At 33.0% G+C, this 20,472-nt stretch carries 14 protein-coding genes; 13 read left to right on the top strand and 1 reads right to left on the bottom strand.

What is annotated here, in order from left to right:
* The first annotated feature begins 22 nt into the window (after positions 1-22).
* The 9 genes from C8C85_RS07975 (at position 23) to C8C85_RS07930 (ending at position 13,986) form a co-directional block, all read left to right on the top strand.
* Entirely contained in the window at positions 23-3,343 is a 3,321-nt protein-coding gene (locus C8C85_RS07975; protein WP_116796599.1) for a hypothetical protein, read from the top strand.
* Positions 3,340-3,759: an rRNA maturation RNase YbeY gene (gene ybeY, locus C8C85_RS07970; protein WP_116796598.1), complete on the top strand. Its 420-nt coding sequence runs from the start codon at positions 3,340-3,342 to the stop codon at positions 3,757-3,759. Before C8C85_RS07975 ends, ybeY begins: the two co-directional genes overlap by 4 nt.
* Before the next feature lie 243 nt (positions 3,760-4,002).
* The gene (mnmG, locus tag C8C85_RS07965; RefSeq protein ID WP_116796597.1) at positions 4,003-5,874 is read left to right on the top strand and encodes a tRNA uridine-5-carboxymethylaminomethyl(34) synthesis enzyme MnmG; all 1,872 of its coding nucleotides are present in this window, start codon (positions 4,003-4,005) and stop codon (positions 5,872-5,874) included.
* 291 nt (positions 5,875-6,165) lie between these two features.
* Entirely contained in the window at positions 6,166-6,633 is a 468-nt protein-coding gene (locus tag C8C85_RS07960; RefSeq protein WP_116798432.1) for a GNAT family N-acetyltransferase, read from the top strand.
* A 96-nt stretch (positions 6,634-6,729) separates the two neighbouring features.
* Positions 6,730-7,578, top strand: a complete 849-nt coding sequence (locus C8C85_RS07955) for a class I SAM-dependent methyltransferase (protein WP_116796596.1) — start codon at positions 6,730-6,732, stop codon at positions 7,576-7,578.
* 248 nt (positions 7,579-7,826) lie between these two features.
* A complete protein-coding gene (locus C8C85_RS07950) occupies positions 7,827-8,387 on the top strand; it encodes an OmpH family outer membrane protein (protein ID WP_116796595.1) in 561 nt (186 codons plus the stop codon).
* A gap of 102 nt (positions 8,388-8,489) precedes the next feature.
* Positions 8,490-10,763, top strand: coding sequence for a helix-turn-helix domain-containing protein (locus tag C8C85_RS07945; protein ID WP_116796594.1), 2,274 nt, complete (start codon positions 8,490-8,492; stop codon positions 10,761-10,763).
* Positions 10,764-11,170: 407 nt separating this feature from the next.
* The gene (locus C8C85_RS07940) at positions 11,171-12,865 is read left to right on the top strand and encodes a S41 family peptidase (RefSeq protein WP_116796593.1); all 1,695 of its coding nucleotides are present in this window, start codon (positions 11,171-11,173) and stop codon (positions 12,863-12,865) included.
* A 791-nt stretch (positions 12,866-13,656) separates the two neighbouring features.
* Complete coding sequence (locus tag C8C85_RS07930; RefSeq protein WP_116796591.1) at positions 13,657-13,986, top strand: S41 family peptidase; 330 nt, start codon at positions 13,657-13,659, stop codon at positions 13,984-13,986.
* Between the two features lie 120 nt (positions 13,987-14,106).
* On the opposite strand, the gene C8C85_RS18365 is transcribed toward C8C85_RS07930, so the two are convergent.
* The gene (locus C8C85_RS18365; protein WP_133243377.1) at positions 14,107-14,337 is read right to left on the bottom strand and encodes a hypothetical protein; all 231 of its coding nucleotides are present in this window, start codon (positions 14,335-14,337) and stop codon (positions 14,107-14,109) included.
* Positions 14,338-14,857: 520 nt separating this feature from the next.
* Between C8C85_RS18365 and C8C85_RS07925 the strand changes: the two genes are divergently transcribed.
* The 4 genes from C8C85_RS07925 to C8C85_RS07910 all read left to right on the top strand — a co-directional run bounded on the left by C8C85_RS07925 (position 14,858) and on the right by C8C85_RS07910 (position 20,455).
* A complete protein-coding gene (locus tag C8C85_RS07925) occupies positions 14,858-18,295 on the top strand; it encodes a cache domain-containing protein (RefSeq protein ID WP_116796590.1) in 3,438 nt (1,145 codons plus the stop codon).
* A 117-nt stretch (positions 18,296-18,412) separates the two neighbouring features.
* A complete protein-coding gene (locus C8C85_RS07920; RefSeq protein WP_116796589.1) occupies positions 18,413-19,207 on the top strand; it encodes a TIGR00730 family Rossman fold protein in 795 nt (264 codons plus the stop codon).
* A gap of 60 nt (positions 19,208-19,267) precedes the next feature.
* The gene (locus C8C85_RS07915) at positions 19,268-19,804 is read left to right on the top strand and encodes an NADPH-dependent FMN reductase (protein ID WP_116796588.1); all 537 of its coding nucleotides are present in this window, start codon (positions 19,268-19,270) and stop codon (positions 19,802-19,804) included.
* Positions 19,805-19,891: 87 nt separating this feature from the next.
* Positions 19,892-20,455, top strand: coding sequence for a TetR/AcrR family transcriptional regulator (locus C8C85_RS07910; RefSeq protein WP_116796587.1), 564 nt, complete (start codon positions 19,892-19,894; stop codon positions 20,453-20,455).
* The last annotated feature ends 17 nt before the right edge of the window (positions 20,456-20,472 follow it).

Raw genomic sequence — 20,472 nt, 5'->3', positions numbered from 1 at the left:
TTATTAAATTAATACGGCAATTTTGGAAAAGTCATATTCGATACATCAAAAGTTAGAAGCTTTTATAAAGAAGTATTATACAAATGAATTAATTCGTGGCATTATATTTTTTATTGGTCTTGGATTAATCTATTTCCTTTTTACACTCTTTATTGAGTATTTCCTTTGGTTAAAACCACAAGGCAGAACCTTTTTGTTTTGGTTTTTTATCACTGTTGAAGCCATTTTATTGTTTCGTTTTATTTTATTTCCAATATTTAAAATATTAAAATTTCAAAAGGGAATCGATTATACACAAGCTTCGGTCATCATTGGAAGTCATTTTTCGGAAGTAAATGATACGCTAACGAATTATTTACAGCTTTCCAAGTCGGATATTTCTGCTTACAATTCAGAATTGTTATTGGCTTCTATCGAACAAAAAGCAAACTCTTTGCGTCCAATTCCTTTTGGAAAGGCAATTGATTTTAGCACCAACAGGAAATATTTGCCTTTGGCTATTTTACCGATTCTGTTTTTATTGTTCTTTTTTCTTTCTGGTAATAGTCGAATAATTTCTCAAAGTTTGAATAGGGTAGTGCACTTTAATTCGACATTTGCTCCGCCAGCTCCTTTTAAATTCACAGTTTTAAATTCAAATTTGGTTACTGAACAAGGCAAAGATTTTGTTTTACAAATCAAATCGGTCGGTGCTGTAGTTCCCGAAAATGTTATGATTTTTATAGGTGATGAAAGTTATTATCTTGAAACCATTCATCCAGGAGAATTTCAATTTAAAATTGCCAAACCAATTACCAATGTTTCTTTCCATTTGGGAGCGAATGCTGTTGTTTCACCAGATTATGAATTGAAAGTGATTGCCGTTCCTACTATTTCAAATTTTGAAATGAAGTTTGTTTATCCAAGTTATCTCAATTTAAAAAGCACTATTGTAAAAGGAACAGGGAATGGTATTATACCTGAAGGAACTCAAGTTACTTGGGTTATGAATACAAATGCTACACAAAGTGTGGTCTGGAAAAACGATTTACTGGCTTTTCCATTTGCTAAGTCTGATAATACATTTAATTTGACTAAAAATATAGTTCAAAACACAGAATATCAAATAATTACCTCAAATAATCAAGTAAAAAATTTCGAAAAGTTGAATTATCAGCTTAATGTGGTCAAAGATCAGTTTCCATCTATTAATATTACTAAAGCACCCGATAGTTTAAATGTCGAAAGCTCATATTTCGTTGGACAAATTGCAGATGATTATGGATTGTCGAGATTACAGATTGTTTATTATGAGTCTGGAAAACCTCTTAGTGCCAAACGTGGAACAATAGCTGTTAAGCACGACACTTTTGATCAAATTGTTTTCAACTTTCCAAGTAATCTTGATGTAGAAAAAGGTGTAAACTATGATTTTTATTTTGAGGTTTTTGATAACGATGCGATTCATCATTTTAAAAGTTCTCGTTCAACTGTGTTTTCTAACAGAATTTTATCTGATGAAGAAAAGCAAAACAATGCGCTTAAAGAACAAAATAATGCTATAAACAGTTTGCAAAAAACATTATCTAAACAAGATAAACAGTTTTCTGAAATGGAAAAACTGCAACAAACTAATAAGGAAAAGGAAGGTTTAGATTTTAATGATCGTCAAAAGATTAATGATTTTATCAAGCAACAGCAACAACAAAATGAATTGATGAAGCAGTTTTCCAATAAGATGAAAGATAATTTAGACAAGTCAAATCCTCAACAGAAGGACGATACCAAAGAATTATTGCAAAAGCGTTTGGATAATACCGAGAAGGAATTGGATAAAAACAAAAAATTATTGGATGAACTCAAGGAATTAAATAATAAAATTAAGGATGAGGATTTTGTTCAGAAATTAGAAAAATTCAAAGAAAACAGTAAAAACCAAAATAAGAATTTAGCACAATTAGTGGAGCTAACAAAACGTTATTATGTCGAAAAAAAGGCTGAACAGTTAGCTGACAAACTTGATAAATTGTCTCAAAAAGAAGATAAATTATCAGAGAACGAAAAGGAGAATTCTGCTCAAGAACAAAAGAAATTAACTGATGAGTTTGAAAAAATTCAAGAAGAATTGAAACAGTTGGATAAGGATAATGAAGATTTAAAATCTCCTATGGATATTCCTTCTGATTCTGATAAGGAAAAAAGTATTAAAGAAGATCTTAATAAAGCTAATTCTGATTTGCAAAACAACAACAAATCTAAGGCTAAACCGAGTCAAAAAAGTGCCTCCAAAAAAATGAAAGAAATGTCCAAAGCTATGGAACAGGCAATGGAGGAATCTAGCAAAGATCAGATAGAAGAAGATGTTAAGATGTTGCGTCAGATATTGGATAATCTATTGGCTTATTCATTTTCACAAGAAGATGTGATGAACCAATTCAAGGCTACTAAGTTGGGCTCTCCTTCTTTCGGCAAGTACATTAGAAACCAACAGAATTTAAAAACGCAATTCAAACATATTGACGACAGTCTGTTTGCTCTGTCTTTACGTCAACCAAAAATTGCCGAATCTGTTACCAAAGAGGTTGCAGGTGTTCAATACAATATCGATAAATCACTTGAAAGTTTAACCGAATCACAATTGCAAAGAGGTTTGTCGCAACAGCAATATGCTATTTCATCTGCGAATAAACTTGCTGATTTATTGAGCGATTCGTTAAACAGTATGCAAATGCAGATGTCCGGAAGTAGTGGAGGTAAACCAAAACCCGGTCAAGGTTCAGGAATGCAATTACCTGATATAATCAAAAAGCAAGGGGAGTTAAGCGAGAAAATGAAGCAAGGAATGAAACCGGGCAATAAACCCGGAGAAGGAAACAAACCTGGCGACAGTCAAAACAAAGGTTCCCAATCGGGTAAAGGACAAGGTCAAAGTGGGGAGTCTGAGGGCGATGGAGAGGGTGATGCAAAAGCAACAATGGATATTTACAAGGAACAAAAACAGTTGCGTGAAGCATTACAAGAAGAGTTAAATAAAAAAGGTGTAGGTAACAGTGGACAAAATGCTTTGGAGCAGATGAAACAGTTGGAAAAACAATTATTAAACAAAGGTTTTAATAATGAAACGCTTCAAAGAACTAATAATATTAAGCAGGAACTTTTAAAATTAGACACAGCTATTCGCTTACAAGGAGAGGATCCAAAGCGTCAATCTGAAACGAATACTAAGAACTTTACTAATCAAGCAAGTCCTCTGCCAAAGCCACTTTCAGATTATTTAAACAGCATCGAAATATTAAATAGACAATCGTTACCTTTGCGCTCGAATTTTAATCAAAAAGTTCAAGTTTATTTTAACAACAAATGATCAATTTTAATTACGAATCCGATTTTACACTAGATAACGAAGAAGCTATTGCTGCTTGGTTAAGTGCTGTAATAGTTTCGGAAAACAAAACAGAAGGGGAAATTAATTACATTTTTTGTGACGATGAGTACCTTCACAAGATTAATGTAGAATATCTTAATCACGATACCTTAACAGATATCATAAGTTTTGATTATACAATGGGCAACGAAATAGGAGGTGATATTTTCGTATCGGTGGAAAGAGTTTTAGATAATTCAAACGACTACAACACAAGTTTTGATGATGAATTGAAACGCGTATTAGTTCATGGAGTTTTGCACTATTGTGGATATAAAGACAAATCTGAAGCTGATGAAGTTTTAATGCGCAGCAAAGAAGATGAAAAATTAGCCATGTTTCACGTGGAACAGTAGTTATAAATTTATTAAAATTACATAAAAAGGGAATACGTTCCACGTGAAACATCGATAAAAAATTTATTTTTTTCGAATCAGATATTTCACATAGTTTGTGTTTTTTTTACAAATTAAACAATGTGTTTCACGTGGAACATTGTTTTTAAAGTTCTGAGTTTTTTTAAAAAGACAGAATGTTTCACGTGGAACGAAATTTTTAAAATTTCATAATTCCTTTGAAAAGGATTAATATATAAAAAAATGTTTTTAGAAGAGTACGATGTAATTGTGGTGGGAGCAGGTCACGCAGGTTCAGAGGCCGCAGCAGCGGCAGCAAATTTGGGATCCAAAACTTTATTGGTGACGATGAGTTTGCAGAACATTGCGCAAATGTCTTGTAATCCTGCGATGGGCGGAATAGCCAAAGGACAAATTGTTCGCGAGATTGATGCGCTTGGTGGATACTCCGGAATTGTTTCCGATAGAACGGCAATACAATTCAAGATGCTGAACAAATCGAAAGGTCCTGCAATGTGGTCGCCAAGAGTTCAAAGTGATCGTATGCGTTTTGCTGAAGAATGGAGAATGATGTTGGAGGGAACGCCAAATCTTGATTTTTATCAAGAGATGGTAAAAGGATTGATAATTGAAAACGGAAAGATAAAAGGAATCAGAACTTCGTTGGGAGTCGAGATTCGTTCTAAGTCTGTTGTTCTGACAAATGGGACTTTTTTGAATGGTTTAATCCATATTGGTGAAAAGCAATTCGGAGGAGGGCGTGCAGGAGAAAGTGCGGCGTTTGGAATAACGGAAGATTTAATTAAAGCTGGCTTTGAAGCTGGCCGAATGAAAACAGGGACGCCTCCGAGAGTAGACGGAAGGTCTTTGGATTATTCTAAAATGAATGAGGAGAAAGGTGATGCGAAACCGGATAAGTTCTCCTATTCAGATTTGACAAAACCTTTGTCTGTTCAAAAGTCGTGTCACATGACGTACACCTCGATTGAGGTGCATAATATTTTGAGAGAAGGTTTTGATCGTTCTCCTATGTTTAATGGAAGAATAAAAAGTATCGGTCCAAGATATTGTCCTTCTATCGAAGATAAGATTAATCGTTTTGCAGATAAAGAGCGTCATCAATTATTTGTTGAGCCGGAAGGGTGGAATACCTGTGAGGTTTATGTAAATGGTTTTTCAACTTCTTTGCCGGAAGATATTCAGTTTAAAGCGTTGCGTACCGTCGTGGGTTTTGAGAAGGTGAAATTCTTTCGTCCTGGTTATGCAATCGAATATGATTATTTCCCGCCGACACAATTGAAACATACGTTGGAAACTAAATTAGTTGAAGGTTTGTATTTTGCGGGACAAATAAACGGAACCACAGGATATGAAGAAGCTGCTTCTCAAGGTTTGATGGCGGGGATTAATGCGCACTTGAAAGTGTATGAACAAGCTCCGTTAATTTTAAAACGTGATGAAGCATATATTGGTGTTTTGATCGATGACTTAATTACGAAAGGAACGGAAGAGCCGTATCGTATGTTTACCTCTCGTGCCGAGTATAGAACTTTGTTGCGTCAGGATAATGCTGATTTTAGATTGACGCCACTGTCTTATGAAATTGGTTTGGCTTCGGAAGCTCGTTTACGAAGAATGGAATTGAAATTAAAGGAATCTGAAAAAATGGTTGCTTTTTTCAAAGAGACAAGCGTTTCTGTTGCAGAAACGAATCCTATTTTGGAAGCGAAGGAAACGGCGTTGATTACTCAAGGAGATAAAATGTTTAAAGTGTTTTCTAGACCGCAAATTGATTTGGAAGATATTATGAAATTTGAAAAGGTTAAGGAATATATTGCTGAAAATAATTTGGATCAAGAAATTTTGGAGCAAGCCGAGATTCAAGTTAAATATTCTGGATATATTGAAAAGGAGAGAAATAATGCTGATAAGCTTACACGTTTGGAAGATGTAAAGATTCCGGAAAATTTTGACTATAATAAAATCAAATCGATGTCGATTGAGGCTAAACAAAAATTGAGCAAGATTCGTCCTGTGACCATTTCTCAAGCTTCAAGGATAAGTGGCGTTTCTCCAAGTGATGTTTCGGTGCTTTTGATTTACATGGGAAGATAGAGGATTTTTAGATTGAGGATTAACGATTGAAGATCTTAATTTTTTTGAGTTTTTATTAATTTTAAGCGTTTCAAATTATATAAAGCTTTACTTTAAGTGATTTTAATTTAAAATGATAAATAAATAATTTTTATTTCGTTGACTTTTTTAAAGAGGCAGGAATTGAGTCTTTCCTTTTTGTATTTAGAATCAAAAATCGTTAATCCTAAATCAAAAATCTTTTTGTTCCACGTGAAACTACGGCTGTAAACCCTATATTTGTTGAATAAATTGATTTTAAATTTTTTTTTGATGAAAATTATTCAAACATTGGTTTTGACCCTGGAGGATAAATATGCGTTGCTTAAACTTTGGAACGCAGAATATCCTGAAAGAATCGGTTATAAAAATGTATTCGAATTGGAGAATTATTTAAATGAACTTTCAGATGTAAAACATTTTCTGCTTATAAATGATTTGAATCAAATTTCTGGGTGGGCTTTTGCTTTTGTACGAGAAGATGAAGATTGGTTCGGAATCATAATTGATTTAAAAATGCAAGGAAAAAGATTTGGAACGCTTTTGCTCGATGAATTAAAAAAGAATTACTCTGTTTTAAATGGATGGGCAACCGATCATCAAAATGATGTAAAAAGGAATAAGGAACCCTATTTGTCTCCCTTGGGTTTTTATATCAAATGTGGATTTGTAGTCAACCAAAACATACGAATGGAAAATGATAAAATTTCGGCAGTAAAAATAAGATGGGAAAGAAGATAACTAGCTAGTGAATTTCAATCTCATTAGAATTAATTAAAAAAGAATTTCTTTTCAGCTTTCGTAAAGAAGGTTGAAATTATTTATTTAAAAACACAAATGGACATTACAAACAAAAAACATTTTCTTACTGTACAGGATTATTCCGTCTCTCAGGAGATTTTCGAGCTTTTTTATGATGAAACATTAGATATGTTGATTACGTATCCACAACCAAGCTTGGATGTTTTGGGTAAATATTATGAAAGTGCTGATTATATTTCGCATACTGACTCGAAAAGATCCATATTTGAAAAGGCTTATCATTTTGTAAAAAATATAGCATTAAAAAATAAATTGAATTTAATCAACTTCTATCAGCCTTCTAAAGGGTTGATTTTGGATATTGGTGCCGGTACTGGAGATTTTTTATCTGTTGCCCAAAAGGACGGTTGGAAAACGGTAGGAGTGGAGCCGAGTGATAAGGCTAAAGCAATTGCAAAAAATAAAGGCGTTTCTTTTGTGGAGAATACTTCCGAATTGGAAAGTTATAGTTTTGACGTGATTTCGATGTGGCACGTTTTGGAACACGTTCCTAATTTAGATGAACAAATCAAAGAATTAAAGCGATTATTGAAACCTAGTGGCACTTTGATTGTAGCTGTTCCTAATTTCAAATCTTTCGATGCAAAACATTATGGGAACTTTTGGGCGGCTTATGATGTGCCAATCCATTTTTGGCATTTCTCGAAAGCTGCTATTCAAAAATTGTTCGCTAAAGAAAATATGAACCTGGAAAAAGTACTTCCTATGAAATTTGATTCGTTTTATGTGAGTCTTCTTTCTGAAAAATACAAAACAGGTAAAATGAATTATTTTAAAGCCTTTTTCATCGGATTGCAGTCGAATTGGAAAGCCAAACAAAAAATGGAATATTCATCGCACATTTACATCCTAAAAAACAACTAAAATTTATTTTAAATGATTTTAAGACAACTTTTAAAGCTTTAACAAGGAAACAGGTCTAATGTTTTAATTTGTCCCTCAAAAAGCTTCTATAGGACTCGTTTTTTATAATAATTTATTATCGTTTTATTTTTTTTAATAATTTAAATTTATATCAATAAAATAGTAGCATTTTTGAAAGTTTTTATCAATACTATCTATTTTTTTATATTTTTGTCATCCATACATAAAAAAACTTGAAATACACCAAAATGAAGAAAGCATTATTACTTATCGCAATTTCAATATCACTTGTAGCTTGTGATAAAAAAGAAGAAGTTAAAGGAAAGGAATTCAAAACGGCTTATGTTGATACCGCTGAGTTGATGAAAGAATATACAGAGACTAAAGATTTAGAGGCAAAATATAAAGGAGTTGCTGCTGAAAAAGGAAGACAGTTGGAAGCTGAGATCAATAGATTCAAACAAGATGCGGCTAATTTTCAACGTAATGCTCAAGCAAACGGTCAAGAATGGGCTCAAAAGAATGGTCAAGAATTGCAACGTAGAGAACAACAATTGGCTCAAGCGCAGCAAGGTTTGCAAATGCAATTACAACAAGAGAGCGGAAAAGAAATGGATTCTCTTGTAAAAGGAGTAAAAAAATTCATCAAAGATTACGGAAAAGAGAAAGGTTATGCTTATATCTACGGTACAGGTGATGCAGCATCTATTTTGTATGCTGAAGAAAAATACGATATTACTAAAGAAATAGTAAAACTTTTGAACGAAAAATACAAATCGACTGCTAAAGCAGAAGAAGTTAAGAAGTAATTTTTACTTTACATAAATTTATAAAACCTTCATCTTGAACAAGATTGAAGGTTTTTTTATTTTCGATATTTTCATATTTTAGCTCTTTAAATTACACGCCAAATGCAATCTATATCTGAAGCCGCAGCATATGCTCTCCGTTTTATCAATCAAACGCATCAATCCGTTTTTCTGACCGGAAAAGCAGGAACGGGAAAAACCACATTACTTAAGGAAATTATTGCATCCACTCATAAGAATACGGTGGTGGTGGCACCTACGGGAATTGCGGCCTTGAATGCAGGCGGAGTTACGATTCACTCGATGTTTCAGTTGCCTTTTGGAGGATTTATTCCAGACAATTCTGCCCCCCAGTTTTCGGACACAACCAAGTTTGAAACGAAAGCCACTTTGCGTAGGCATTTCAAAATGAGTGGACAAAAAAGAGCTGTTATCAGGAATATGGAATTGCTTATTATTGACGAAGTGAGTATGTTACGGGCCGATTTGCTGGACGCTATGGATTATATGATGCAAACGGTTCGTAAGAAATCTGCACCTTTTGGCGGTGTTCAAGTATTATTTATAGGAGATTTATTACAGTTACCGCCTATTATTCGTGACGAAGAATGGCGAACATTGCGGAATTATTACAGAGGGAAATTCTTTTTCCATGCGCATGTTATCCAGCAGTATCCGCCGTTGTATATAGAATTGTCCAAAATTTATCGTCAAACTGACGACCGATTCATTTCGGTTTTGAATAATTTGCGTAACAACGAGATTACGGCCACCGATATCCAAATGCTTAATGAATTCGTGAAACCCGATTTTGACCTGAAAGCCAATAAAGGTTACATTACTCTGACCACGCATAATGTCAAAGCCGATGTGATGAATGCGCAATCGCTCGAAGATCTCGAAGGAAGACAAACCACTTTTCTACCCGAAATCACTGGTGATTTTCCAGAAAAAATATATCCCGTAGATCCCAATTTGCAGTTGAAAGTGGGAGCGCAGATTATGTTTGTCAAAAATGATTTGTCGATGGAAAAGAATTATTTCAACGGAAAAATGGGAATCGTGAAAACGATGACCACCAAAGAAATCTGGGTGCATTTTCCAGATGAAGACAAAACCATCGAAGTCGACAAGTACGAATGGCAAAACATTCGATACACCGTAAACGAAATGACCAAGGAAATAGAGGAGGAGGTTTTGGGCTCGTTTGTACATTATCCGATCAAATTAGCTTGGGCAATTACCGTACACAAAAGCCAAGGATTGACTTTTGACAAAGCTGCGCTTGACGTATCGCAAGTTTTTCTACCAGGACAGGCATATGTGGCATTATCGCGTTTACGTTCCTTAAATGGGCTTGTTTTGCTTTCTCCGTTGCGAATGAATGGCATTTCAAACGATCAGGATGTAATGGATTACGCTGAGAACAAAGCCTCGGAAGAAGCTTTGGCGAATGCCTTAAAACGCGAAACCAAAAATTTTATTCATAACTATCTGAAAAACAGTTTCGATTGGAATGAGTTGGCACAAGAATGGCGTAACCACCAGTTCAGTTACAACGAAGATACCGAAAACTCAGTTAAATTCAAACACAAAGCTTGGGCACATAACCAGGCCGGGGTGATTTGGCAATTGCTTGACCCATCATCTAAGTTTTTGTTGCAATTGGACAAACTGTTCCACAACGAACATTTAGAATTCAATCATATTTCAGATCGCATCAACGCCGCTTTCAATTATTTCATGGAACCCATGGACAAGCTAGTCTATGAAATCCTCTGGAAACTGGAGGAAGTAAAACGTCTCAAAAAAGCCAAAGCCTTTTATGACGAATTAATAGTTCTTGACGATTTACAAACTAAGGCTGTGCTTCAATTGATGAAAGCTAAATTAATGGTAGCCACTTTGGTAAAAGGAGAAACAATTTCGAAAGAAAAGCTGACTTCCCCAGAAATCAAGCAATACAAAAGCATCAAGGTCGAGCGCGTCAGTGAAGATTTCAAGAAAGCCAACATCACCCTGATCGAGGACGAAAAAGATGCAGAACGATACGGATCCAAGAAAACGGCAACTAAAGAACCCAAAAAATCGACAATAGAGGAAACCTATGAGCTATGGTTACAAAAGAAAACGGTAAAGGAAATTGGCACCATTCGCAAGTTCACGCAGGAAACCATTTTAGGACATCTGACCAAGCTAATACAAAGCAAAAGAATTACTGTCAGCGAAGTATTTTCGGAAGATAAATTGGCAGCGCTCACAGAGGCTTTTGAAGGCTACAAAGAAGAATCGGTTTCGCCATTAAAAGAAAAATATGGTGATAAATTCTCTTGGGAAGAACTCCGAATGTTTAAGGCCAGTTTGAATCTTCATTAGAACTAAGATTTGCAGTATCATTTGGGCGTGCTCCCGTTGAGAAAAATGGGCCGGCTATTCAAACCGCTTATTCGGCCCATTTTCTCAACGTGGTCGGGCTATCACAAGCGCTATGGCGCGTTGTTCAAATGAAATTCACTGAACTCCAATGAAGATAAATAATTAGTGAAGTAAGCCCTTACGCACGATCACAAGGTATTTGGGGAAGTCGTGAGGTTTATTATTGGTAAAAAAAATGTTTTTTGTAAGAATTATTAAATATATTTGAAAATACAATTCAGTCATTTTTTAATATTGTATACATTTTGCGGAATTTTCGGCCATGCGAATATTTCTCAGGATATTGCAAACAGAAAATCCTAAGTGCGAAATGCAATTTATATTTTAATACTCTTCTAACCTACAAAATGAAAAAAATCACCCTACTACTGCTCTTAGTCCTTACACAAATTGTATTTGCTCAAACAAAACTTACTGAAAACCAAAAACTTGCCGCCACCTGTAAAGTTTGGGGCTATTTAAAATATTATCATCCTCAAGTAGCCAGTGGTAAAACTGACTGGGACAATCAACTTTTTGATGTGTTGCCTAAAGTTGAAAAGGCGAATACCAAAGATGAGTTTTCATTAGTTCTCGAAAATTGGATAAATTCTCTGGGAGAAGTAAAAGCAATCGCAGCAATCACTGTGCCAAAAGATGTTGAATATTTTGATAAAAACTTCGATTTATCATGGCTTAACAACGATAAATTGTTTGCTACAACTCTTTCAAAGAAGTTAAAATTTATTGAAGACAATCGATTTCAAGGCGAGCAACATTATGTTGGATTTGATTCTCGTGATAATAGTTTTGTTAAAAACACAAATTTTGATAAACTAGATTATAGTGATAGAAATTCAAGAATTCTAGCTTTATTTACATATTGGAATGTGATAGAATATTTTTTCCCATATAAATATCGAATGGATCAAAAATGGGATAAAACTTTAGAAGAAATGTTACCTGTTTTCATTGAAGCCAAAAATGATGACGCTTTTTATACAGCGTTCCAAAAATTAACGGTTAAGCTCAATGATTCCCATGCTGTATTTCATAAATATAGCACTGGTAATGCAAATTTCTTGCCTTTCAACTGCAAAATTATTGATGAAAAAATGGTTGTTACAGAAATAACAGCAGACGAACTTGCAAAAGCAGATGATATAAAAGTTGGGGATGTTATTACTAAATTCAATGACAAAACAATTAAAGATTTTGTTGCGGAAAACAGGAATTTAATTAATGGGTCAAATGAAGCTGCATATCTTAGTAATTTGATGAAATTTGGTGTTTACGGATATTCGGACAATGTAAAACTGGATTTTCTGAAAGACGGAAAAACTATTACAAAGACTATAAATTGGTATGATTATAATAATGCCCATAAAAATGAATTTAAAAAAGGAATCCAAAAGGAAAAATTTAAAATGCTGGAAAACAATATTGGTTATGTAGATATGGGAGCTCTAAAAATTAATGATGTTCCTGAGATGATCGAAAAATTGAAATCAGCCAAAGCGATTGTTTTTGACATTAGAAATTATCCAAACGGAACTTATATTGATATTGCGAATTTTTTGAATTCTAAAGAAAGAAATTTTATAATGTTTACAAGGCCAGATTCACTTTATCCTGGAAAATTCATTTGGCATGGACCACGACCTTGTGGCTCAGAAAATAAAAATAATTACAAGGGTAAGGTTGTTGTACTGGTTAATGAGGAATCTGTAAGTCATTCAGAAGAAACAGCAATGTGTTTTCAAGCGGCTGATAATTGTACAATCATTGGTAGCCAAACTGCTGGAGCAGACGGGAATGTAAGTAATTTCGAGGCTATAAAAGCAGTTTTCACTAGATTTTCAGGAATTGGAGTTTATTATCCTGACGGACGTGAGACACAAAGAATTGGTATTGTTCCAGATATTGAAGTAAAACCCACTATTCTTGGTATCCAGCAAGGTAAAGACGAGGTTTTAGATCGCGCTTTACAATTCATTGAAAGCGGAAAGGAAACTAAATTAAAAACAACTCTAAACATAAAAAATGAAACTTTTTTAAAATAAAAAAAATTGCATTTTTATTACTCATAGTTCTTTCACAAAGCATCTTTGCAAAAACTAAAATAAGTGATACCCAAAAATTTGCTGGCACCTATAAAGTTTTGGGAAAATAAAGTTATTACGGAATAATAGGTAATTGACCAAAAAAATAGGCTGAATCAATATTCAGCCTATTTTTGTTATTTAATTGTTTTTCAATATTTTAAATCTATTGAAGTGTTTTTTATCCTCTTTGAGCGATATATTTTTTATAATAATATAGTGTCGCGAATGTTACTATGTTTAAAACAATAGCTAGTGACACGATTGGATTAAATTCTATTGTTTTTTCAACATTTTTAATGTTCTTAGTAATCTCGCTTACTGCCATCACTAAAAATGAGGATATGCTAACATAAGCATATAGTAGGAATACAGATTGTTTGGTAGTTAAATTATTGGTTTTCATTTTTTTGTTTTTTTTGTTCAATAATTACTTCAAAAATATTTTAAAGCTTTAAAATTAAGACTTCTACAAACATAAATTAATGGTATTGCTATTAAAAATAAATCTGCTAAATAGCATAAAAATCGGATTAAATTACGAAAACATTCTTTTTTCAGTAATGAAAAAAATCTCTATTTTAGATTAAATTCAAAACGTAAATAATATTATCGTTACTATTTATCATTCTATTTTAAAGTTGTAAAACCTACAATTGTTAAGCAAGAAGAGCATCCACTCTTAGTTCTATACAAAACCAGGTTTAACTTATATTGGAAGATTCAAAGGATTGAACCACAATCTTGTGGTTATGAAAATAAAAACAATTTTAAGTGGTAAATTCGTTTTTCTGCTTAATGAGGAAACTGGAAGCCAATCAGAAGAAATGACAATGAGTTTTCAAACTGCTGATGATACAACCATTAGTGGCTGTCAAAACGAAAGCTCAGATGGGAATGTTAGTAATTTCGGATTAATAAAGGAAGTTTTCACAAGATTTACAGGAGTCGGAGTTTTTTATCCTAATAAAAAAGAAGCACAAAGAATTGGTATTGTTCCAGATATTGAAGTTAAGCCGACCATTCTGGACATTCAGCAGGGGAAAGACGAAGTTTTTGACCGAGCTTTGCAATTTGTTTAAATTATTGAAAGTGGTAGATAAGACATAAAAAAAAGAGGCTAAATTATTGATTTAACCTCTTTTTATATTTTCCAAGCACTTTTGTTTATATCAATCATAAGAAATGGGGAATTTAGAAATCTAAAAGTTGTGATGATTTATATGGGAGTTATGTCTTTTTTTGTAATAATACAAGGATATAAATACGATCATATTTGAAACGATTAGCAGTGACACAATTGGATTGAAATCTAATGCTTTTTCAAGACTGTCTGTTATTTTGCTTATTAACATCAATACAAATGTAGAGATGCTTACATAGGCATAGATTAGGTAGAGGGACTCTTTGATAGTGATTTGATCTGTTTTCATCTTTGTTTGTTTTAAGTTAGTTATATACTCATTATAGTAACCAATAAATTATTAGTAATAAGACTGTTATAAATTTAAGCCAATGTAATTAGCATTAAAAATAAATCTGACCAATGGCTTTATAATCCGATAAAAGAACAAAAAAAAAAAGGACGTCAATTTAATCTTATTTTTGAGATTAAATCTATGATTAACAGATGATAATTTATTCGGAATTACTTTAGATTTATTTAGTGTCATTTTGTAATTATATGACAAATTCGACATTTCAAACAGGCATTGACAATGAAAATCCACTAGGCTTTTAAAAACGGTTTTTGTTTTAAAACACTTAAAATGAATTATTTATAAGTGTAATTTTTAACATTTAAGATATTTTTTCCTAATTTAGCTACATTATGAGGAAGCCAATTCTCTGATTTAGCTATTTTTTTATGTAGCAAAAGGAAACGTTTTTAGAATTGCACCCAACTTATACTATTTCGGATATCAAAATGCTCTATAAATAAACTTAAAATATATGAGTCTTTTAACCCCTTTTTTCGATAAGCTAAAATCACATAATTATTCAATCATAACAGCCATAATTATTGGCATCATAACAGGGATATATCTCCTGATTATTGTGCCAAATAATGAGATAAAAGAAGATGCAAATAACTTGGCTGTTTTTAAAGGAATTGAAAGACAGTTAAAAGGTTTTTTTGATGATAAGGTTAAAGAAATAAGTCCCGAAATAAGGGATAGTATTATAGCCAAAAATCGAAAACTCGGCAATGATTCAGTCTTCATAGATAAAATAGAAATAGTTCGTTTGGATAGGGTTGATTCTATTCGAAAAAAACTTCAATTGATTAGAAAGATTAATTTTAAAAAAAATGGAGATTTAAAAATAATAGCGACAGTAACTGATACTGTTCAATTTGATTTGGATGAATTTATCAAAAGAGTTAGTACTTCCTCTAATTTTAACTCTTTTTTTATCTGCCCTGTAACTCTTTCAGGTGTCAGTGAAAAAAACGGTAAATGTTTAGCCAAGGATGTTTTAATTTCTCAAAATATCAATCTTAAGGATGAAGACAGTTTGTGCTTTTATAACAGGAACAATGGTAATATTACTTTTAAAAAGTCAGACAAAAGATATTATACCAGCCAAATAAAAATCCCAGACACCAATTTTACTTTGTTTGTAGCGGCAGGGATTAGTTCTTCCTATTTTCAATCCAATGTACAATTCATAAAACCCAATCTTTTAATTTTTAGTCTGTTATTGATAGCTATTTTGTTTTTGAGTATCTGTTTCATTAAGCCTGTTGTAAGCAGTTACAAAGAGCGGCTTTCACAAATGGATCTCATTACTGTTGCCTTTTCTACAGGTGCATTAATTGCGTTGTTTGTCATTTTTGGAATGGTTGGATTTTGGAAAACGACTATTTCCAACAGAAATAAATCTGATTTAAAACAATTAGTGGAACATATTGACCTATCGTTTAAAAATCAAATTGATACCTTACAACATTGGAAAGGAAATCAAATTCCGAATGACATAAATGGCTCTAAATTTCCTTACAGGAAATTATATTTGGTGTCAGATTCCAAAGTCAGTATGATTAACGGAGATTCAATAGTGGACAGTATTTCGTTTTCACCAAAGAATAAAATACTGAAATTAAATGCCAAATCTTTTAACAAAGCGGATAGCCTCGAACAAATAAAATGTTTAGATTCCTATTTTTGGATGGATAAAGGAGGTCTATTAACGGCAAGTTTGAATAAGGATAATATTAGTTTTCCGAGAAAATATAACGACAGGAAATATTTTAAATTACTGCAAAATAAGGAAATAGACACGATATTGACGGGTGTTTTTTCAAGGGAATCTGATGAATACCAATGGATTTATGCTGAAAAAGATGTTAAGAAAAACAATGGTTTTGGTTCTGAAAAGTCCGCAATAAAAGGAATTGCTTTTCGCGAACATTTTTCAAAAGAAATCAAACTGCCACCAGATACTGATTATCTGCTTGTCGATAGGGAGGGTTTTGTTTTAATGCAAAACAATCCCAATAAAAACTTGTACCAAAACGTACTTTCGGGTTCGCATAATAACCTAGTATTGGCAAGTATTTTGGCAGGTTGTAATATCGAAAATTTCAGAATGGATTATGAGGGAAATGAATATCAGGTATATGCAAAAAAATTAAGTGTCCCAACGGATCTTCCTGTTTATATTCTGGGAATGCGAAATTTATCGTATCTAGATTATTTGAGTTTGTTTACATTTAATAATGCCTTCTTAATTACTGTTCTATATGGATTTTTAATAGTTTTATTTACTTTGATTTACTCGTCTCTATTTTACAGTGGGCGATTGGGATTATTTTCACGACATCATTTTTACTATCTGTTTCCCGATAACAGTAGGAAAGAAGAATATCAAAATTTATTTGTTATCAACATTATTTGTTTTTGTACAGCCTTAGCTGTTTTTTTCTTTTCCTCGCCAATCACAGCGCTATATTTTTGTTTTTTGATAGGTATTAATATCACGTTCATCAATATAATTGTTTTAAACATTAGGTGCAGTAAATTCGAAAATTCGCTTTTAAAGTTCTATTTGTTAGTGATCTTTTTAGGTTTTGTTTTTCCGTTGCTGTTATTATATAAAGATCAACTGTATTTGTCTTTTATTTTTGTTGTTGGATCTCATTTAGGGTTAATTCTGTATTATAGAAATTGGAGGAACTGGAAAGACATAGACAGTAATGCCGAGATAGCAAACGCTGTTGCTAAAAACAAAGGGGTTCAACGAAAGGTTTATTTAAAATTCCTGACGTCTGGTCTGATTAATTATTTTGTGGTTTTCCCTTTCATACTTGTTTGTGCTTTTTACTCGAATGAAATAAATGATTACGCAAGATATTATTGTTCACCATCCCAGCCACAAAGTAAATTTGCTAAACACAAAATTATTAGTGCATACGGATGCGATTGCAAGCCGCAAACTGTTTTCGAATTGGGTAAAAATAACGAAGGTGTCATTCATAAATTAAACTTTGGTTTCGAACAACCAACTATGAGTGAGGTTAATAAATACACATTTAAGAAGTTGCACCGAAATTTTTATATCAAAACAAACACTATTCTTTTAAACGGAGGTTCGAATTTATTCTACTTTATTTTGTGTTTTACCCTGATCTTATTATTGACTAATGCGTTATTGAATTATTACAGTAATCGATTTTTCTTCTATGAACTGATGCAAGCTTCTTATGAAGGTTATTATCCCTGCAAAAAGAATCTATTTGCCAATGAATATATTTTTATCCCGATGGTCAATGATGAGGATTTAACCAATATGATTCAGAAAGACATGACCAATCCTAGTTCCCCAGATGCAGAAAGTGTGTTAGATCCCAATTGTGCAGACAGGATAATACCACTTGAAAAAGTTTTTGAAAAGGATAATAACAATGAAGTTCTTCCTTTTTTAAAAATGGAATTTATTTTAAACTCAAACCTTAAAAATTTTGACAAGGCTTACTTAAAAATTTGGGATTCTATTCCAAATACTGAGATGCAAAATGTACTCTATGATTTTGCCCAAGATCACTTTTTAAATTATAAAAATAAAGATATTCTTATGCAGTTAATGGATTTGGGCCTAATTAATCACGATAAACTAACGGGTAGATTAAAGGTCATGAGCTATAGCTTTCGGGTGTATATCATGTCAAAAAGCAAGCTGGATACAGAATTCGTTAAACAATTTGAGGATGAAAGTAAAAACGGCACTTACGACAAACTAAAATTGCCAATATTGATTATAGCAATAAGCTTTTTGGTATTATTAATGTATCTCAATAAAGACAGTTACGAGAGAGTGATGATTATGGGAAGCAGCATCGGTTCAGTAATCCTTTTGGTCAATAAGTTTCTGGATTTTGGAAAAAGTTAGTTTAAATTTATTTTTTTAATTTTTGATTAAAGCTTTTAAAATAGAAGCTTTAATCATAGACGATGAGTTTACTATTTTTTATATCTTAGATAAAATTTCACTTAAATCAGCAACAATATGTGTGCAAAAAAATCAGAAAATTTTAAGAGATTAAGTCAGGAGGAATGGGAAGAAGCTTGGCAAAAACATTGGAAAAAAGCACAATTGGACTATGAACTTCCAATAATAGAGTCGGAAGAGTATAAGTTTTTAAGCGAACAAAGAACTGCCGAGAAGGAAAAGGAGCGACTTGAAAGAATTACAGCAGAATTTGAAATGGGGTTTACCAAACTAAGTCAGCTAGGTCCTGCAGTAACCATTTTTGGATCAGCGAGATTCAAGCCGGGAGATCCTTACTACGAATTGTCAAGAGAAACTGGAAATGCGTTTGCAAAAGCTGGCTTTACTGTTTTGACAGGAGGTGGCCCCGGTGCGATGGAAGCCGCAAACAGAGGCGCCAAGGAAGCGGGAGGACCTACTTATGGACTCAATATCATTTTACCCAAAGAACAACAGCCAAATCCGTATGTTAATGACAGTTTTGAGTTTAAATATTTTTTCGTTCGAAAGGTGATGTTAGTAAAATATTCTTGTGCATTTATTGTTATGCCAGGAGGTTTGGGTACCTTGGATGAACTATTTGAGGCGGCAACATTGATTCAGTGTCACAAAATTGGTCCGTTTCCACTTATTTTGGTTGGAGGAAAATTTTGGAAAGGATTACGTGATTTTGTGGGATTCATGATGGAACAAGGTGTATTTTCTCCTGAGGAAATTGGATTTTCACGTATCGTTGAAACTCCGCAAGAAGCGATTGATATGGTTTTATCCAGCTTGCCGTCCGATTTCAAGAACTCTTTAAAACCATTGTAAATGCTTGTTAATAAATCTGCTTTAAGAGTATAAATCCCTTCTTTTGATTAATAAATATTTATGCAAAACAATAAAAGAATACTTGCCATCATTGGAAGCACCAGAACCAATTCGTCTAATCTTAAGCTTATTCAACATTTTGGTGCATTGACAAGGGATTTATATGATATTACCATTTTTGAAGGGTTAAGTGGATTGCCTCATTTTAATCCAGATCTCGACAATGAAAACCCACCGAGTTCGGTAGATGAATTTAGGAAGCTTATCTCGAATGCTGACGGTTTACTTATTTGTACTCCGGAGTACGTTTTTAGTCTGCCTGGAAGTTTGAAGAATGCAATAGAATGGTGTGTTTCTACTACTGTTTTTTCCCAAAAACCAATCGGGCTGATTACGGCGTCTGCTTCTGGAGAAAAAGGACATGAGCAATTGCAATTAATTATGAAAACGGTTGAAACCAAATTTAATGATGATACTACGTTACTCATCAGTGGGATTAAAGGAAAGTTCAACGAACATGGAGTATTGATTGATATTGAAACTATTCGTCGACTCAATTTATTTATTAGCGGTTTTAATAAACTTTTAAGCGATTGAGTTTAAATGTATTATTTTTGTTTTCGTTAAAGTTGAATAAGACGAATTTTTATTTATTTTTGTGACTGATTAGTCAATCTATATGTAATGGACAAAAAAGAAATAATTTTAGCTACAGCACTTAGGTTATTTGTTGAAAATGGTTTTCATGGCACAGCAACTGCTAAAATTGCCCAACAGGCAAATGTGGCCACAGGAACGTTATTCAATTATTTTCGAACAAAAGAAGAACTTATTGTTGTGATATATCATTCAATTTTAAAAGAAATGGATGATTTTATTGTCGAAAGAATGGAATCTCATTCGATTTCCAAAGAATCATTTCAATCGTTGTTTACTGCAACTCTTTCTTGGAGTCTTGAGAATCCCATTCATTATCAATATTTGCAGCAATTCAATCATTCTCCTTATTTTAATGTTATAGAGAAAACTATTGCCAGTCAGGACGAGCACCCACTTTTCGTTCTAATTAAAAACGGAATTGACATTGTTCTTATCAAGCAAATGCCGGTTTCTTTTATCTACTCTTTGTTTGCTGCTCAAATCAACGGTTTGCATTATTATATTATTTCGAATGTTTTGAGTAATGATAAGCAATTGGAACTTATCTCGGAAGCTTTTGAGATGTTGTGGAAAATGATTGAAGATTAAGTAAATATGATTGTGAC

The sequence above is a fragment of the Flavobacterium sp. 103 genome (assembly GCF_003096795.1).
Classification (GTDB): Bacteria; Bacteroidota; Bacteroidia; order Flavobacteriales; family Flavobacteriaceae; genus Flavobacterium.
The sequence above is the reverse complement of the archived record's forward strand: the minus strand, read 5'-3'. Positions and strand labels throughout refer to the sequence as shown.

Excerpts from the sequence above, each read along its gene's own strand:
- mnmG (WP_116796597.1), top strand. The coding sequence starts at position 4,003 with ATGTTTTTAGAAGAGTACGATGTAATTGTGGTGGGAGCAGGTCACGCA.
- C8C85_RS07940 (WP_116796593.1), top strand. The coding sequence starts at position 11,171 with ATGAAAAAAATCACCCTACTACTGCTCTTAGTCCTTACACAAATTGTA.
- C8C85_RS07930 (WP_116796591.1), top strand. The coding sequence starts at position 13,657 with ATGAAAATAAAAACAATTTTAAGTGGTAAATTCGTTTTTCTGCTTAAT.
- C8C85_RS07910 (WP_116796587.1), top strand. The coding sequence starts at position 19,892 with ATGGACAAAAAAGAAATAATTTTAGCTACAGCACTTAGGTTATTTGTT.
- C8C85_RS07915 (WP_116796588.1), top strand. The coding sequence starts at position 19,268 with ATGCAAAACAATAAAAGAATACTTGCCATCATTGGAAGCACCAGAACC.
- C8C85_RS07945 (WP_116796594.1), top strand. The coding sequence starts at position 8,490 with ATGCAATCTATATCTGAAGCCGCAGCATATGCTCTCCGTTTTATCAAT.
- C8C85_RS07955 (WP_116796596.1), top strand. The coding sequence starts at position 6,730 with ATGGACATTACAAACAAAAAACATTTTCTTACTGTACAGGATTATTCC.
- ybeY (WP_116796598.1), top strand. The coding sequence starts at position 3,340 with ATGATCAATTTTAATTACGAATCCGATTTTACACTAGATAACGAAGAA.
- C8C85_RS07960 (WP_116798432.1), top strand. The coding sequence starts at position 6,166 with ATGAAAATTATTCAAACATTGGTTTTGACCCTGGAGGATAAATATGCG.
- C8C85_RS07925 (WP_116796590.1), top strand. The coding sequence starts at position 14,858 with ATGAGTCTTTTAACCCCTTTTTTCGATAAGCTAAAATCACATAATTAT.
- C8C85_RS07920 (WP_116796589.1), top strand. The coding sequence starts at position 18,413 with ATGTGTGCAAAAAAATCAGAAAATTTTAAGAGATTAAGTCAGGAGGAA.
- C8C85_RS07950 (WP_116796595.1), top strand. The coding sequence starts at position 7,827 with ATGAAGAAAGCATTATTACTTATCGCAATTTCAATATCACTTGTAGCT.
- C8C85_RS18365 (WP_133243377.1), bottom strand. The coding sequence starts at position 14,337 with ATGAAAACAGATCAAATCACTATCAAAGAGTCCCTCTACCTAATCTAT.